The sequence below is a fragment of the Bacteroides sp. AF39-11AC genome (genome assembly GCF_003474285.1).
Lineage (GTDB): Bacteria > Bacteroidota > Bacteroidia > Bacteroidales > Bacteroidaceae > Bacteroides.
This window is the reverse complement of record NZ_QROH01000005.1, coordinates 359,218-375,786: the sequence shown is the minus strand read 5'-3', so window position 1 is coordinate 375,786 and position 16,569 is coordinate 359,218. Positions and strand designations below refer to the sequence as shown.

The 16,569-nt window shown below is 47.0% G+C and carries 15 protein-coding genes; 6 read left to right on the top strand and 9 right to left on the bottom strand.

Features of this window, described 5'->3' with window-relative positions; translation table 11 throughout:
- The first annotated feature begins 58 nt into the window (after positions 1-58).
- The gene (locus DW036_RS12795; RefSeq protein ID WP_044271992.1) at positions 59-508 is read left to right on the top strand and encodes a type I restriction enzyme HsdR N-terminal domain-containing protein; all 450 of its coding nucleotides are present in this window, start codon (positions 59-61) and stop codon (positions 506-508) included.
- A 138-nt stretch (positions 509-646) separates the two neighbouring features.
- Here DW036_RS12795 and DW036_RS12790 read toward each other — a convergent pair whose 3' ends face one another.
- From DW036_RS12790 to DW036_RS12770, 5 genes are all read right to left on the bottom strand, one after another.
- Positions 647-3,829: an efflux RND transporter permease subunit gene (locus tag DW036_RS12790; protein ID WP_118464731.1), complete on the bottom strand. Its 3,183-nt coding sequence runs from the start codon at positions 3,827-3,829 to the stop codon at positions 647-649.
- A gap of 29 nt (positions 3,830-3,858) precedes the next feature.
- Positions 3,859-4,977: an efflux RND transporter periplasmic adaptor subunit gene (locus tag DW036_RS12785; protein ID WP_118464730.1), complete on the bottom strand. Its 1,119-nt coding sequence runs from the start codon at positions 4,975-4,977 to the stop codon at positions 3,859-3,861.
- A gap of 27 nt (positions 4,978-5,004) precedes the next feature.
- Positions 5,005-6,477 (bottom strand): efflux transporter outer membrane subunit, encoded by a 1,473-nt coding sequence (locus DW036_RS12780; RefSeq protein ID WP_118464729.1) that lies wholly within the window; start codon positions 6,475-6,477, stop codon positions 5,005-5,007.
- Positions 6,478-7,006: 529 nt separating this feature from the next.
- The gene (locus tag DW036_RS12775) at positions 7,007-7,825 is read right to left on the bottom strand and encodes a zinc ribbon domain-containing protein (protein ID WP_118464728.1); all 819 of its coding nucleotides are present in this window, start codon (positions 7,823-7,825) and stop codon (positions 7,007-7,009) included.
- A gap of 5 nt (positions 7,826-7,830) precedes the next feature.
- Entirely contained in the window at positions 7,831-8,925 is a 1,095-nt protein-coding gene (locus tag DW036_RS12770) for a Nif3-like dinuclear metal center hexameric protein (protein ID WP_118464727.1), read from the bottom strand.
- Positions 8,926-9,032: 107 nt separating this feature from the next.
- Here DW036_RS12770 and DW036_RS12765 point away from each other — a divergent pair, with 107 nt between their 5' ends.
- Complete coding sequence (locus DW036_RS12765) at positions 9,033-9,440, top strand: DUF4891 domain-containing protein (RefSeq protein ID WP_118464726.1); 408 nt, start codon at positions 9,033-9,035, stop codon at positions 9,438-9,440.
- On the opposite strand, the gene DW036_RS12760 is transcribed toward DW036_RS12765, so the two are convergent.
- Both DW036_RS12760 and DW036_RS12755 read right to left on the bottom strand, forming a co-directional pair.
- Positions 9,437-10,246, bottom strand: a complete 810-nt coding sequence (locus tag DW036_RS12760; protein WP_118464725.1) for an ABC transporter permease — start codon at positions 10,244-10,246, stop codon at positions 9,437-9,439. The genes DW036_RS12765 and DW036_RS12760 overlap by 4 nt on opposite strands.
- A 16-nt stretch (positions 10,247-10,262) precedes the next feature.
- Positions 10,263-10,883 carry an ATP-binding cassette domain-containing protein gene (locus DW036_RS12755; RefSeq protein ID WP_029328709.1) on the bottom strand — a complete coding sequence of 207 codons (621 nt, stop codon included), beginning with the start codon at positions 10,881-10,883 and terminating at the stop codon, positions 10,263-10,265.
- A gap of 185 nt (positions 10,884-11,068) precedes the next feature.
- On the opposite strand from DW036_RS12755, the gene DW036_RS12750 reads away from it, so the two are divergent.
- The 4 genes from DW036_RS12750 (at position 11,069) to DW036_RS12735 (ending at position 14,315) form a co-directional block, all read left to right on the top strand.
- The gene (locus DW036_RS12750) at positions 11,069-11,611 is read left to right on the top strand and encodes a ferredoxin domain-containing protein (protein ID WP_007662536.1); all 543 of its coding nucleotides are present in this window, start codon (positions 11,069-11,071) and stop codon (positions 11,609-11,611) included.
- Positions 11,608-12,651: an agmatine deiminase family protein gene (locus DW036_RS12745; protein WP_118464724.1), complete on the top strand. Its 1,044-nt coding sequence runs from the start codon at positions 11,608-11,610 to the stop codon at positions 12,649-12,651. The genes DW036_RS12750 and DW036_RS12745 overlap by 4 nt, the downstream gene beginning before the upstream one ends.
- A gap of 82 nt (positions 12,652-12,733) precedes the next feature.
- Entirely contained in the window at positions 12,734-13,180 is a 447-nt protein-coding gene (locus tag DW036_RS12740; protein WP_118464723.1) for a transposase, read from the top strand.
- Positions 13,181-13,430: 250 nt separating this feature from the next.
- Positions 13,431-14,315: a carbon-nitrogen hydrolase gene (locus tag DW036_RS12735; RefSeq protein WP_118464722.1), complete on the top strand. Its 885-nt coding sequence runs from the start codon at positions 13,431-13,433 to the stop codon at positions 14,313-14,315.
- A gap of 45 nt (positions 14,316-14,360) precedes the next feature.
- Here DW036_RS12735 and DW036_RS12730 read toward each other — a convergent pair whose 3' ends face one another.
- Both DW036_RS12730 and aspS read right to left on the bottom strand, forming a co-directional pair.
- On the bottom strand, positions 14,361-14,750 hold the full coding sequence (locus DW036_RS12730; protein WP_007214210.1) for a GtrA family protein: 390 nt from the start codon (positions 14,748-14,750) through the stop codon (positions 14,361-14,363).
- Positions 14,751-14,767: 17 nt separating this feature from the next.
- Positions 14,768-16,525, bottom strand: a complete 1,758-nt coding sequence (gene aspS / locus DW036_RS12725; protein WP_118464721.1) for an aspartate--tRNA ligase — start codon at positions 16,523-16,525, stop codon at positions 14,768-14,770.
- Positions 16,526-16,569 lie beyond the last annotated feature (44 nt).

Below are 16,569 nucleotides of genomic sequence, written 5' to 3'. Positions count from 1 at the left end.
AAAAGTACAATAAAAAAGTAGAATTCGGAAATTTGTTAATCACTTATCACATATCAATATGTTATCGTTAAACTTACCTGTATTTGATGCTAAAGTCGTGAACCGTGAAGGGAAACCTGCTATTTTCGACGTGATACGGCGCCGATATGTAGCACTGACGCCCGAAGAATGGGTACGCCAGCATTTCGTACATTTTCTGCTGAACCATAAAGGATATCCGCAGACATTGATGGCGAACGAGGTACAGGTACAGCTCAACGGAACGAAGAAACGTTGTGACACAGTGCTTTACCGTCGTGACCTCACGGCACGGATGATTGTGGAGTATAAAGCACCGGACATAGAGATTACGCAAGCGGTGTTCGACCAGATTACACGCTACAATATGGTGCTGAAAGTAGATTACCTTGTAGTGAGTAATGGAATGCAACACTATTGCTGCCGGATGGATTATGAGCGGAATAGCTATACTTTTCTTCCGGATATCCCTGATTATCAGATGTTATAATATCCACTAAAAAGGGCTACACCCTTTACCCCGGATGGCTACACCCTTTGGGGGATATGGTGTAGCCATGTGAGGCAAAGGGTGTAGCCCTTTTCAATGAGACTAATCAGGATCTAAATCAATGAACCCAATCAGGGTCTAAACCTTCTCAGTCTTTTCTTCTATCTGCTTCTTTCCCAATTTTTCCTGTATCTTCTGCATCAACTCATAGAAATTAGGGATATAGACTGTGGCAAGCAATGTATTCAGTGCCATACCAAACACGACAGCAGCTCCCAGTGCAATACGGCTTTCCGCTCCTGCACCCGTAGCAAACAGCAATGGCATCACACCGAATACAAATGCCAGGGATGTCATCAGGATAGGCCGCAAGCGGATATGCCCTGCCTGGAATGCCGCATCACGAATGGAGTTGCCTTGCGCACGGAAATCGCGGGCGAACTCTACAATCAGAATACCATTCTTTGCCGACAGTGCCACAAGCAGGATAATACCGATTTGTGTATAGATGCTGACAGGTGTTCCCATGATGAGACAGCCAATCATCGCTCCCAACAATGCTACCGGAAGTCCGATGACCGCAGCTACCGGGCTCGTCCAACTCTCGTACTGTGCTGCAAGTACCAGGAAGGCAACGAGTAACGCCATTACAAACACAACGGTTGTCGTTGTGCCCGCCTGCGTTTCCTGATAAGCTACTGACGTCCATTCATAACCAAATTCATCGCCCAGTTGCTCCTTAAAGAGTGCCTCCATTTGCTGTATCGCCTCTCCGGAACTGCTTCCCGGGGCTACGTTGCAAGTGACGGAGGCAGTGGAATACATATTGTAGCGGTTGATCTGGTCCATTCCCAACTGTTCCTCCACCCGCATAAAGGTTGAAAACGGTACCATCTCTCCCGATGCATTCTGTACACTCAACTTCAGTACATCGTCAATGATCCGTTGGGCACGATCCCGTGCACCGAGCTTTACCTGATAGATGCGGCCGAACTCAACGAAATCGTTCACATAAGCAGCTCCCATGTAGTAACCTAAGGAAGTAAAGACGCTGTTCAGCGGAATACCCATCAATTGTACTTTATCCCGGTCGATGTTCAGGAAATACTGGGGCACATTAGCCTGGTACTGACTGCTGACGGATGCCAATGCAGGTTTGGTGTGATAGGTTGCCATCAGCGTCTCTATGGCATGTTGCATTTCTGTGGCACCGAGGTTATTACGATCTTCCACCTGTAGCTGTAGGCCGCCCGTAGCACCGAGTCCGGGAATGGCAGGGGGCACCATGGCAAAAACTTCTGCTTCCTGAATTCCATACGCCTGTGCATTGAAACGATTTACTACAGACTGAGCCGTATGTTCCTTTCCTTTACGCTCGTCCCAGTTTTTCAAGATAACGAAATAGGTGCCGGAATTACTCTGTTCCCCGCCTCCCATAACAGAGAAGCCGGATATGCCGATATAATTTTTTACTTCGGGATAGCTGTTGAGGATTTCATTGATCTCACGTCCGACAGCTTCTGTACGTTCCAGACTTGAAGCAGGCGGCAATTGCACCACGGCAAGGAAATACCCGTCATCTTCTTCGGGAATAAAGGTACTGGGCCACTTCATGAACAGGATCACAGCGAGTGCCGTAAACCCAGCATAAGACAACAGTGCAGCAGCAGGACGCCGGAGCAACCAACCCACGGTTTTATCATATATCCCTTGTGTCTTGTCGTACACAAAGTTGAAGCCCCGGAAAAGTGGCGACTGTGCAGGTTTCGTGGGCTGTAATATCAAGGCACACAATGCCGGAGTCAGTGTCAGCGAGTTGAAACCACTCAATACGGTGCTGGCAGCAATAGTCAGCGCAAACTGCTTATAAAGTTGTCCGGAGATACCGCTGACGAGCATTGTCGGAATAAATACGGCAAGCAACACCAGCACTACGCCCACAATCGGACCGGTGATCTCTCCCATTGCCTGAATGACCGCCTGCCGGGCACTGTACTGCCCCGTATCAAGCAAACGCGTGGAGTTTTCCACTACCACAATGGCGTCATCCACCACAATGGCCACGGCAAGTATCAGTCCGAACAGTGTCAGTGTATTGATGGAGAATCCGAAGAGCGCCATCACTGCCAGAGTGCCGATGAGTGATACGGGAATGGTGATACACGGAATGATAACCGCCCGCCAGTTCTGCAGGAAAAGAAAGATGACGAGCACTACAAGCAGGGTTGTTTCCAGGAAAGTTACCAGCACTTCGTCTACTGAAGCGTGGATGACGTCCGTCGTATCCAGGGTTACACTGTAATGGATGCCGCTGGGGAACGATTCTGACAGTTCCTGCATCTTCTCTTTCACGCCTTTGGATACATCCAGCGAATTGGAACCCGGTTGCTGATAGATGGCAATGGCGGCGGTAGGTTGCCCGTTCAGCTGGGATACAACGCTGTAGGACGCGGAGCCAAGGTCGATATGAGCCACATCACGGAGGCGAAGCACTCTCCCGCCCGCTTCTGTTCGTAAGATGATATTGCCGAATTCTTCGGGAGATGAAAGTCGCCCTTTCACCGTCAGACTGTATTGATAGGCAGGGGCATTGTTGCCGGAAGAGACATTGCCGATGTTGGTGTTACCCGGAGCTGGATTTCCCGGCAGGGGTTGTCCCACGGCTCCGGCACTGACTTCTACATTTTGTGATTGAATGGCCTGGTAAACATCGGCTGCCGAAAGATTACGGATACGCAGTGCTGCCGGATCCAGCCAGATACGCATGGAGTAGTCTCCCGCTCCCATCACATTGACAGCGCCTACGCCCGGTACGCGTGTCAACTGGTCGACAAGGTTCAGGGTGGCGTAGTTGCTGAGGTATAGTCCGTCATATTCCTTGTTTTCGGAAGTCATGGTGAGGAACATCACGATGTTCGACGACTGCTTTTGAACGGTTACTCCCTGTACCACTACCGGGGTTGGCAATGAAGCCTGTGCCACGCTGACACGGTTTTGGACTTGTACGGTTGCCATGTCGATATCTGTTCCGACGGCAAAAGTAATGGTGAGTGAATAGGCACCCGATGAGGAGGAATTGGAGGACATATAAAGCATGCCTTCCACTCCGTTTACTTGCTGCTCGATGGGTATACCCACGGTTTGGGCCACTGTCTGCGCGTTGGCACCCGGATAGACGGCGCTGACCTGAACGGTAGGCGGCGTAATGTCCGGATACTGCGCAATGGGGAGTATGCCCAGTGTGACCAGTCCCGCCACCACGATCAGCAGCGCAAGCACAGTAGCGAAGATAGGACGGTTTATGAAGAATTTTGAGAACATGAGCTTAGTATTTAGTTATTTACGATTGGTTATTTGCTGATGGGCTTTACTTTCATTCCTTCCCGTACTTTCATCAGTGCCCGGGTGACGTAGCGTTCCTGTGGAGAGAGTCCGCCGGTTATTTGCCGCAGACTGTCGTCTATCAACTGTCCCACTTCAACGTGGCGATAGCGCACCATATCGGAATCGTTCACTACATACACATATTTTCCTAATTGATCGGTCCCGATGGACGCGTCCGGTATCAGTATTGCCTGCGATTCTTTGCCGTATGGCAAGGTGATACTGACATAAAGTCCGCTTTTCAGTAAACCTTTCGGGTTGTCCAGGCGGGCACGCAGATTCAGGGTTCCGGTACTCAGGTCTACATTCGGTGCAAAGTAATCGAGTGTGGCAGGATACGGTTGTATGCCGTCTTCCCCCAAGTTAACAGTGATTTGGCGAGGTAGTGTATCTTTCTGTTGTGCGGTTCCTTGTTGCATTAGCATGGCAAGCCACTGGTTATCAGTGATATTGAAGTATGTATATAACAGGTCATCTTTATAGATCGTGGCAAGGGTGACAGGCTGCAGACTTCCCCCTACATAACTGCCCACATCGACTTGATTCCGGCTGACAGTTCCGTCAAACGGCGCCCGGACTGTGCAGTAACCCAGGTTCGTGCGTGCCGTATTCAGCGCAGCTTCGGCATTGCTGACTGCCGCTTGCGAAGTGGCAACATTCGATTTGGACTGTAACACCTGTATCTGGCTTACAGCATCGCTTTTCACAGCTTCCAGCATACGGGCATAGTTGTTCCGGGCATATTCCAGATTGGCTCGGGCGGTGTTCAGTTCCGCTTCCGCCTGTTCTACATTGTCCTGGTAAATAGTGGGTTCGATGACGAACAACACCTGCCCTTTCCGGACCCTGCTTCCCGGAGCATAGGCGATGGTTTGCAGTGTCCCGTTCACCCGTGCCACCAGGTCGACGGTCTTTTCCGAACTCAGATAGCCCGGATACTCTTTAGTCAGTGTGATGTCTTTCACCACCGGACTGGCTACGCTTATTTCCGGAACGGGCATCGCTCCGCGCGCTGCTTCTTTTTTGTCCCCACATCCCGCTAGCAACGGAATCAGCGTGAGGATGATGTACATTTCATTTTTCATATATGGTTATGGTTTAGGAATTATTACTCAGTTCTCTTTATATCCTCCTCCCAGTGCCTGGTACAATGACACCAGATACAGTAGTGAACTACCCTCCGCCTGCGTCAACTGGTTTTCGTACGTCAGTAGCGAACGGAGTGCATCCAGTACATTCTGAAAAGGACTAAGTCCCTGTTTATAAAGCTCCAGGGAGAGTTTCAATGTTTCTTGTCCCTGATTTCGTACTTCCCGGAGGGCGACAATCTGCTTGATGGAATTCCGGTAATTATTCATTGCATTATCCGTTTCCTGTACAGCGGTAAGCACGGTTTCGTTGAAGTTATGCACCGCTTCATCCAGTTGTGCACGTGCCTGTTTGGTAGCATTCACCAGCTTTGTTCCGCTGAACAGTGTCCAACTGAGGGTCGGGGCAATTTCAAATGTCATGCTTTTCCGTCGGGTCAGGTCTTTCAGATCACGGGCGGCATATCCTACAGATCCTTTCAGGAATACTTGTGGCAGCCAGTCGCTTTTGCTGGCTCCCAATAGTGCGGCTTGTGCATTAACCAGTCTTTCGGCTTGGCGCACATCGGGACGGCGGAGCAATAAATCGGCGGGTAATCCTACTCCAACAGGTTCCATGTAGTCGGGCAATTTCCCGATTCTTTCCAATGTGGGGCGTATTTCCTGCGGATAAGTTCCCAGCAGAATAGCCAGCGAGTTGATGTATTGGCTGATTCCGGATTCCAGTTGCGGAACAGATGCTTTAGTGCTGAAATACACTGATTTAGCCTGTGCTACATCCAGTTTTGATACAAGTCCCGTGTTGTAGCGTACTTCGGTGATATTGAGCACTTCCTCTTGTGTCCGGCAGTTATGCATTACCACCTGTAATTCCTGTTGTAGTTCCCGCAGGTTGATGTAGGCAGAAGCGACTTGTGCGCATAGGGACACTTGTACAGAGATGTACTCTTCACGGCTGGCTTGGAATGTTTCCCGTTGCGCCTTTACCCGTTGCCGGATGCTTCCGAATATATCCAGTTCCCAACTGGCATTGAGTGATGCATCATAATAATGTGTGATGGATTGGGGCAATTCGGTAGTGTTACCACTGCTTTGCTGGCGGAGCCATCCACCATTTAAAGAAATAGAAGGGAAAAAATTACTGCGCTCCATTCGCAGGCTGGCACGTGCCTGTTCCATGCGGTCTATAGCGGCAAGTACGGAATAGTTTTCGCCGGATGCTACGCTGATAAGCGAATCCAGCACCGGGTCATTGAATGCTTTCCACCACTGGTCGTCTACCGGTAATATCTGTCCGTTGAATAAGTTGTCATCTGCGGATGCCGTGGTAGAATTAGCGGTTCCTGCGGAAGTAGGGACCGTTTTAGAGTTCGGAACTACCGTATTCCCCCAGCCTCGGGGCAACGGTTTTTCCAGATAACGGTTGCCATTCTGTGCCGTGACGGCAGAACATAGGCACGATAAGAGCAGCACGCTGCCCCAAGCTTTAATCTTCATAGGTTTAGGTTGTTTTTTGTGATACAGGGTTCATAACAACCTGGAGCTCTATTTGTTTAGAGAAGATTAGGGAGGTATAATGGAGTTCTGACAGATGGATGTGGGTTGGTGTGGGTGATCTATAATTGAAGAAATGAATTAAAGAGTGCTAATGTCCTTTTGTTAGCTTTCTGATAATCAATCAACTGCATTTACCGGAGGTTTACTGCAAGATGTAAAAGCATTTACTGCTGTATGTAACGACCTTTACCCCTTATTGTAACGGCTTTTACTTTAGCATGTAACGACCTTTACCGCAGTATGTAAATGGAGTTATTGTGTGGGGTTAACAAAGCTATCATTTGGGGTAAACAGAATTTTCATGAGAGGAAACGACTGTGCACTTATAAGGTGAAGTAAGAGATAGTCCAGGCCCCTACAATCATGAGTTTAATTCAACGACTTCGGCGGTGTATATAGGAAAAGACGCCCCTGCAAGCAATAGAATGTTGCTTGCAGGGGCGTCTTTTCCTATATATACCGCTGAATATTATTCCGCAGTCTTTTTTCTTCTTGTTGGCTTTTCCTTTACCTCTTCCTTGTGTTCGATGGTTATACCAGCCAATTCCGGGTCAATCATGATACGTCCGCAATATTCGCAAACGATGATTTTCTTACGAGAACGGATATCCAGTTGTCTCTGGGGCGGGATTTTGTTGAAGCAACCACCACAAGCGTCACGTTGTACATATACGATACCCAATCCGTTGCGAGAGTTCTTACGGATACGCTTGAAAGACTGGAGCAAACGCGGTTCGATCTTGGTTTCAAGTTCTTTGGCTTTGTCTCTCAGCTTTTCTTCTTCCTGCTTGGTTTCAGAGATGATTTCGTCCAGTTCGTTCTTCTTAACGTCCAAGTCTTTCTGTCTTTCATCCAACGCTTCTGTGCTCTTTGCAACTTCAGCAGATTTCTCCTGTTCCTGTGCAGCGAACTCTTTGATTCTCTTATCACAAAGCTCCATTTCCAGAGTCTGGAATTCGATTTCTTTGCTCAGGAAGTCGTACTCACGGTTGTTGCGTACATTCTCCTGTTGTTCCTTGTATTTTGCGATAGAAGCTTTTGAAGTTTCAATCTCCACTTTCTTGGTAGCGATGGCGGATTTCAATTCGGCTACTTCTGCCTTAATTCTGTCGATACGAGTGCTCAGACCGGCGATTTCATCTTCCAAGTCCTGTACTTCCAGCGGAAGTTCACCTCTTAAAGTCTTGATTTCATCAATCTTAGACAACATAGTCTGCAACTGGAACAGGGCTTTTAACTTCTGCTCCACGGTCAATTCCTGAGGATCTTTTTTTGCTTCTTTAGCCATTTTACTTATAAATATTTTATGGGGTTGGTATTCACTTTGCACTGTTGCAGCGCAAGGTTAGGAAACAACTCCCGGATTATTGTATAGAATATTTCTTTTGTATATTGTTCGCTTTCGTAATGTCCTATCTCTGCCAGCAGAATATCCGTATCGTGTCCGAAGTAATCGTGATACTTGATTTCTCCGGTGATGAACACGTCTGCACCGTTGCGTATGGCAAGCGGCATCAGGAATGCTCCGGCTCCTCCACACAGTGCCACGGTCTGTATTTCACGTCCGGTCAGCTTGTTATGCTTCAGACAGCCCACTTCAAAGGTCTTCTTGATGCGTTTCAGGAACTCCAACTCCGTTTCCGGTGTTTCCAGTTCTCCGATAACTCCTGCCCCAGCCTGTGTCCAGCTATTCTGCAAAGGATATAGGTCGAATGCAGGTTCCTCATACGGATGGGCACTCAGTAGAGCTTTGATAACTTCCGATTTCTTGTAGGCAGGCAATACGGTTTCTATCCGCACTTCCTTTTCCGTATGCAACTCTCCGATGCTTCCACAGAACGGGTGGCTACCCTCCTGAGCACGGAAAGTTCCCTCTCCTTCTACATTGTAACTGCATGCGTCGTAGTTTCCTATGCAACCGCATCCGGCTGTAAACAAAGCTTTACGAACATCTTCCGCTTGTGCTGTGGGTACAAAAGTCACCAATTTTACCAAAGCATTCTCTTTGGCTTCCAGCACGCGTACATTACTTAATCCTATTTTCTCGGCAATCTTGAAGTTCACACCTCCCGGAGCATTGTCCAGGTTGGTATGTGCTGAGTAGATCACGATATCATTCTTGATCGCTTTCATGATACAACGCTCTACATAGTCCCTGCCCGTGATGGATTTATACCCTTTGAATATCAGCGGATGATGGGATATGACAAGATTGTACCCTAATGCAATCGCCTCGTCCAGCACGGCTTCAGTGACGTCAAGACACAACAAAGCCCCTGTTGCTTCCGCTTCTGTCAATCCGATTTGCAGGCCGGCATTATCAAATCCGTCTTGCAATGGCAGAGGCGCGAACCGTTCAAGGGCGCTTACTATCTCCTTAATTCTCATTATGTGAATAGAAAATTTCGGTGCAAATATAGTAAAAATGCACTGAATAACTGTTTGTTTTACTCTTTTTTTATATATTTGTTCAGATAATTGTAAAACTCTATACCATGAAAGCATTACTTTTCTCGTTTTTTGCTTTATTATGCATTCTTTTCTCGTGCCAACCCTCATCCAAAGCCCAGGATGGCGGTGAAGAGGATGCACAAGAGGAATTTGTGGATACTACTCCGAAAGCTACGGCGATCTTCTGGATAGATAAAAATAAGAAACTACCCAGTTATATGTCTGGAAAACCGGTTCCTATACGTACCTTAAAGGCTCAAGTTGAAATAGATACGGTAGGAAGTGTTGAGGTGCTTTCTTATGTGAAGTCGCAGACAAAATCTGTAGAAAGACATATCAACTGGTGTCTTGAGACGTTCAAAGTAAAGAAAGTACTGATGGATAGTGCTTACATTAAGCCGGGTATACAGTATGTACAGCTTCGTTACACTCCATCCAAAATGAAAGATTAACGTTTTTTCTTCTTTTCCTTTTTCTCTACCATAATTTCCAACAATTTTCCGTTGGCATCGAATGACTTACGCGATGCCAGCGAGATGGTAATCATCAGCGAAAGCATGGATGCCGTGAAAGTTATCACCATAATCATCATCTGATATTTGATGGCAACATTCGGGCTACTACCTCCCAGGATTTGTCCGATCATTGTGCCGGGCAGTGCTACCAGGCCCATAACGGCAATATTGGCAATCAATGGACTAAAAGACTTAATGATAGCCTGTTTGATAAAAGGCGCCTGTGCTTCTGCCCTTGTGGCGCCATTGCCAAGCAGATAGCGATACAATTGCTGTTCCCGTTTCAATCCGCTGTAATAGGCATTCAGCGCAACAACATTGCTGGATAACATGTTTCCCATCAGGATACCGAATATCGGAATAAAATATTGGGCACTGAACACATTTTCCAGCCGTAATACAATGGCAATAAAGTACATACCGATGCAGACGACACTGAATAAAAAACCGATGGAAATAGGAATAAACAGTATTTTCCGTTTCAGTTGGGTGCGTGCCAGGGCGGTTTGTGCAGCGACGAATATCATAATAATCACCCACAGAAAGTTGATCCATGGGTTATTCCACAGAAACAAGTATTTCAGGTAGATACCGATAAAGAAAAGTTGTACAATCATCCGTGCGATACCAATCACGGTAACCCACAATAGTCCTGTCCTGAACTTCCACAAGTAGAACAGCGGAATAAGCAACAGCAGTAATCCGATGGCTAAACTGGTATATGATATGTCGATAGTTCCCACTTTATTAATCTCTTAGTTATAGTGTTATCATCTGGTTGCATCCTTGCGCAAATCCCTGGTCATGAGAGACGGCGAGAATGGCACTTCCCTCCCTCATTCGTTTCCGGAAGAAAGCAAGTACTTTATCCGTAGAGTCCGAATCCAGTGCGGAAGTCGGTTCATCCACAATCAGTAGCGGCTTTTGCATCAGGGTGGCTACGGCAATCATGATACGTTGTCGTTGTCCTCCGGAGATTTCATTTACACGTTTATCGTACAATTCCTCTTCCAGCCCCAATTCATCGAAGCAGGCAAATAGTTTGTCCAGTGAAAAGGGGGTGTTCCGGTTAGCTTTCAGATTAAAAGGGAGCTGTACCATTTCCTTTACCCATTCCGATGGAAGCGCCAGTTCTTGCGGTATCCATGCCACTTGTCTGCGAATTTGGTCGATAGTTCCTTTTTCCAGTAAAATGCCGTTGACGGTGATGCTCCCTGCTTTGAGGGGTACAAATCCTAAAACTGCATTCAGCAAGGAGGTTTTTCCCCGCCCCGATTGTCCGGAAATGCAGGCGATTTCCCCTTCGTGCAGTTGTAAGCAAAAACCGGAAAAAAGTGTATCTGCTCCGAAAGCGATGCATGCGTTGTCTATTTGAAGTATAGTCCTGGTCTCCATTTGAAAGCAAATATAGAAAGGAATTCTGAGAAAATGGCGGATTATTGGCTGAAATCAGTATCTTTAAATAAGATAAGCTGCATTTCGGCATAACTTTTTCATGCAAGCATGAAAGTTCTGCACTCAATTTGCATTATCTTTGCTATCAGTTTTTAATAAAAGTGAGAATTATGATACAGAACGAACGTGCAAGCCGCCACGAACATGTGTTGGACGTGGCAAGGCAGATGATGACTGCTGCCCGTACTGCTCCGAAGGGAAAAGGTGTAGATATAATTGAAATAGCTATGGTCACCGGAGATGATTTAAAAGTATTGTCGGACAAGATGGTTGCCATGGTAGAAGAACACGGAATGAAGTTCTTTTTGCGGGATGCCGCCAACATTTTGCAGGCTGAATGTGTAATTATAATAGGTACGCGCGAGCAGGCGCAAGGATTGAACTGCGGCCATTGTGGTTATCCCACTTGTGCGGGACGCCCTGAAGGTGTGCCTTGTGCCGTGAATTCGGTTGATGTAGGTATAGCTATCGGTTCGGCTTGCGCCACGGCGGCCGATTTGCGTGTGGATACCCGTGTGATGTTCTCTGCCGGACTTGCTGCGCAGCAATTGGAGTGGTTGCCGGGATGCAGATCTGTGTATGCTATTCCGGTCAGTGCTTCGACCAAGAATCCGTTCTTTGACCGCAAGCCGAAAGAAGAAAAGAAAGAATGATAAATATGAGTGATACGTTCAATACTGTTTTACCTGCCGAATGGGCGCCGCAAAGCGGAATACAGCTGACTTGGCCCCATGCCGGAACTGACTGGGCACATATGCTTACGGAAGTACAAACCTGCTTTGCCGCTATCGCACGCGAAATAGCCCAACGGGAATTGCTTCTGATTGTAACTCCCGAACCGGAGGAGGTCAAAAAGCAGATTTCAGCTACCGTCAATATGCAGAATGTCCGTTTCATGGAGTGTGAAACGAATGATACCTGGGCGCGTGATCATGGTGCAATTACCATGTTGGATTCAGAAGGCGCTTCGCTTCTTGATTTCATGTTCAATGGCTGGGGGCTGAAATTCGCTTCGGATAAAGACAATCTGATTACCCGTCAGGCTGTGGAAGCCGGTTTCCTGAATGGGCGGTATGTTAATCGTCTGGGGTTTGTCCTGGAAGGTGGTTCCATTGAGAGTGACGGGGTGGGAACATTGCTCACCACGTCCGAGTGCCTGCTTTCTCCCAATCGTAACGGACAGATGAGCCGCGATGAAATCGAAGAATATCTCTGTTCTGTATTTCATCTGAAACAGGTACTTTGGCTCGATCATGGGTATTTGGCAGGAGATGATACAGATAGTCATGTCGATACGCTCGCTCGTCTTTGCTCACCGGATACTATTGCCTATGTGCAATGCACCGATACGCAGGATGAACATTACGAAGCTCTCCATCAAATGGAAGAGCAACTGAAAACCTTCCGTACTTTGAATGGAAACCCCTACCGCCTGTTGGCATTGCCTATGGTGGACAAGATTGAGGAAGAGGGTGAACGTCTCCCCGCAACGTATGCCAATTTCTTGATAATGAATGATGCGGTGCTTTATCCTACTTATCGTCAGCCGGAGAATGACCAACGTGCTAAAGAAGTGCTTCAAGCAGCTTTCCCTCATCACGAGATAGTGGGCGTGGATTGCTGTGCATTGATAAAGCAACATGGCTCGTTGCATTGCGTGACGATGCAATATCCAGTGGGAATTATAGCCTGAAAGGCTAAAATTATATGGCGTAGGGCAACGCCCTACGTAGTAAATGAATCGCTAACTTAAGCCCTGAAAGGGCGAAATAAACATGCCACAATCATTATCTAAGAATTATATTCATTTGACTTTTAGTACAAAATACCGTAAGGATAGTATTCGAAAAGAAGATTTACCAGAGATGTTCTCATATATATCCGGTATTTTAAAGAACGTCGATTGTCCTTCAATTATTGTAGGTGGAATAACTAATCATATACATGTTCTTTGTGTTTTAAATAAGAATATAGCTCTAACTAAAATGGTTGAGGAAATAAAGAAAAGTTCTTCTAAGTGGATTAAAGGTAAAGGAATTTACTATCAATGGTTTGCGTGGCAAGAAGGTTATGGAGCTTTTTCAGTTAGTCAGTCTAAAGTGGATGTTGTAACCCGATATATCGGTGGACAGGAAGAACATCATAAAAAGATATCTTTTGAAGACGAGTTAAAGATATTTTTAAAAGAATATGGAGTAGAGTATAATGAACAATATTTATGATAATTTCGCCCTTTCAGGGCTTAGGAAGGAGAATGTTAGCTACGTAGGGCGTTGCCCTACGCTATATAATATCAGGCTTTCAGCCTTTTAAGATGTTGTAGTATAAAGATTATTAATAGCCTGAAAGGCTATAATTATATAGCGCAGGGCAACGCCCTACGTGTTAATCAGATAATTCAATTAAGCCCTGAAAGGGCGAAATAGAATATTGATCTGATACTAATTAGTGAAATATTAAAATTAGAAAGATATGAGAAAAATAAAAGTCGGAATTATTCAGCAAGCCAATACAGCAGATCTTCGTACGAACCTGATGAACCTGGCTAAAAGCATAGAAGCCTGTGCAGTACATGGTGCGCAACTGGTTGTATTACAGGAACTACACAACTCCCTGTATTTCTGTCAGACTGAAAACACACAACTGTTTGATCTGGCGGAAACCATTCCCGGCCCTTCCACCGGGTTTTACTCCGAACTGGCCGCTGCCAATAAAATTGTATTGGTAACCTCCCTATTTGAGAAACGTGCTCCGGGACTCTATCATAACACCGCTGTTGTTTTTGATCGTGACGGAAGTATTGCCGGAAAATACCGCAAGATGCATATCCCCGACGATCCGGCCTATTATGAAAAGTTCTACTTCACCCCCGGAGATATAGGTTTCGAACCTATCCAAACCTCTCTCGGAAAGCTGGGTGTACTTGTTTGCTGGGATCAGTGGTACCCCGAAGCTGCCCGCCTGATGGCATTGAAAGGTGCCGAATTATTAATCTACCCCACCGCCATCGGTTGGGAAAGCAGTGACGCCGATGATGAAAAAGCACGCCAGCTCAATGCCTGGATTATCTCTCAGCGTGCCCATGCCGTAGCCAACGGACTCCCCGTTATCTCCGTTAACCGTGTCGGTCACGAACCCGATCCGTCCATGCAGACGAATGGCATCCAATTCTGGGGAAATAGTTTTGTAGTAGGTCCGCAAGGAGAATTCCTTGCACAAGCCGGAAACGACCGTCCGGAAAATATAGTAGTGGAAATAGATATGGAACGCTCGGAAAATGTACGCCGTTGGTGGCCTTTCCTGCGCGACCGTCGTATCGATGAATACGCTGGATTGACGAAACGCTTCCTCGATTAAAATATGGTTCGATAAAAGCGCAGCAAAACGCAGTTTGATAAAGTGTTAACGGAACGTGATTCTCCTGTTCATTATAAAATTCACGCCTCCGTAGATAAATAGTCCCAGGAACTGAGCCAGGTATTCATCACAATTCAGTGCCTCGACCAGCACTACCAAGAATAGGAATTGCGCCAGATACGCCATTCCGAAAGCGATAGAAAAGAGCAACACCTGCCTCCAGGTGTTGCTCTTCTTTTCTTTATCATCCAAAGGAAATATCCAGTGCTTGCACCAGATAAAATTATGAGTCTGTGCAATGACGTAAGCAGTTATGTTAGAGAGCATATAGTCGATGTCCAGTTCATCCATCATCAGCCAGATGACTGCTGCTATAATCAGGGCATTCAGCGTACCGATTACTGCAAAACGGAAGATGCGTCTCGACTCTCTCACAACAAACTAACCTACTCTTATTCTTTGATATCTACGATCAGATTCAGTTCGTCCAACTGAGACGGATCAAGTGCTGCGGGAGCATCCAGCATCACGTCGCGTCCACTGTTATTCTTCGGGAATGCGATGCAGTCACGAATACTATCCAATCCGGCAAAGAGAGATACCCAACGATCAAGACCATATGCCAGACCGCCATGAGGAGGTGCACCGTATTTGAATGCATTCATCAGGAATCCGAATTGTTCTTCTGCTTTTTCGGGAGTGAATCCGAGGATTTCGAACATCTTTGCCTGCAACTTCGGATCGTGGATACGGATTGAACCGCCACCAACTTCCACACCATTGATTACCATATCATAAGCATCGGCACGTACTGCTGCCGGATCAGTATCCAGCAAATCAATGTCCTCGTCTTTCGGATGGGTGAACGGATGGTGCATAGCCATCAAGCGGTTTTCTTGCTCGCTCCATTCAAACATCGGGAAGTCTACCACCCACAGGCATGCGAATGTGTTCTTATCACGCAATCCCAGTTGGTTACCCATTTCCAGACGAAGCTCGCAAAGCTGCTTGCGCGTCTTCATGGTGTCGTCACCGCTCAAAATCAGAATCAAGTCACCCGGTTTGGCACCGAAAGCTTCTTTTACCTGTTGCAGTACTTCCTGCGTATAGAATTTGTCAACGCTCGATTTTACATTTCCGTCTTCCTCTACACGGGCGTAAACCATACCTTTTGCACCAACCTGCGGTCTCTTCACGAATTCCGTCAGTGCATCCAGTTGTTTGCGGGTATAGTGTGCGGCACCTTCGGCACAGATACCACCGATGTATTCGGCACTATCGAATACAGAGAAGCCATGCCCTTTCAGTATATCCATCAGCTCCACGAACTTCATGCCGAAACGCAAGTCGGGTTTGTCGCTACCATAATATTTCATGGCGTCCGCCCATGCCATACGCTGGAACTGACCTTCCAATTCCACACCGCGGATTTCTTTGAACAGATATTTCGTCATACCTTCAAACAGGTTGATGATGTCGTCCTGTTCCACGAAAGACATTTCACAGTCTATCTGAGTAAATTCCGGCTGACGGTCGGCACGAAGGTCCTCGTCACGGAAACACTTGGCAATCTGGAAGTAACGGTCGAAACCAGATACCATCAGCAATTGCTTCAAGGTCTGCGGGCTTTGCGGCAAAGCGTAGAACTGTCCCGGATTCATGCGTGAGGGCACCACGAAGTCGCGTGCGCCTTCCGGAGTAGAGCCTACCAGTACAGGAGTCTCCACTTCGATGAAACCCTGGCTGTCCAGGTAGCGGCGTACCTCAATGGTCATTCTATGGCGGAGTTCCAGATTTCTGCGTACCGACGGGCGGCGCAAATCCAGATAACGGTATTTCATGCGGATATCGTCGCCACCATCCGTATTATCTTCGATGGTGAACGGAGGTGTCAAGGCTGCATTCAGCACATTCAGTTCCGATACGATGATTTCAATATCTCCGGTCGGGATATTGGCATTTTTGCTGAAGCGTTCGTTCACCGTTCCTGTAATCTGAATGACGAATTCGCGTCCCAGGCGGTTGGCGTTCTCGCAAAGTGCGGCGTCCACCTCTTCGTTAAAAACTAACTGGGTGATACCGTAACGGTCGCGGAGGTCAATGAATGTCATGCCTCCCATTTTGCGGCTGCGCTGCACCCAACCTGCCAGCGTTACTTGCTTATTGACATCGGAGATACGAAGTTCTCCGCAGGTGTGTGATCTAAACATGTTGATATTTACAATTTACAATTTACAATTTACAATTTGGCTGC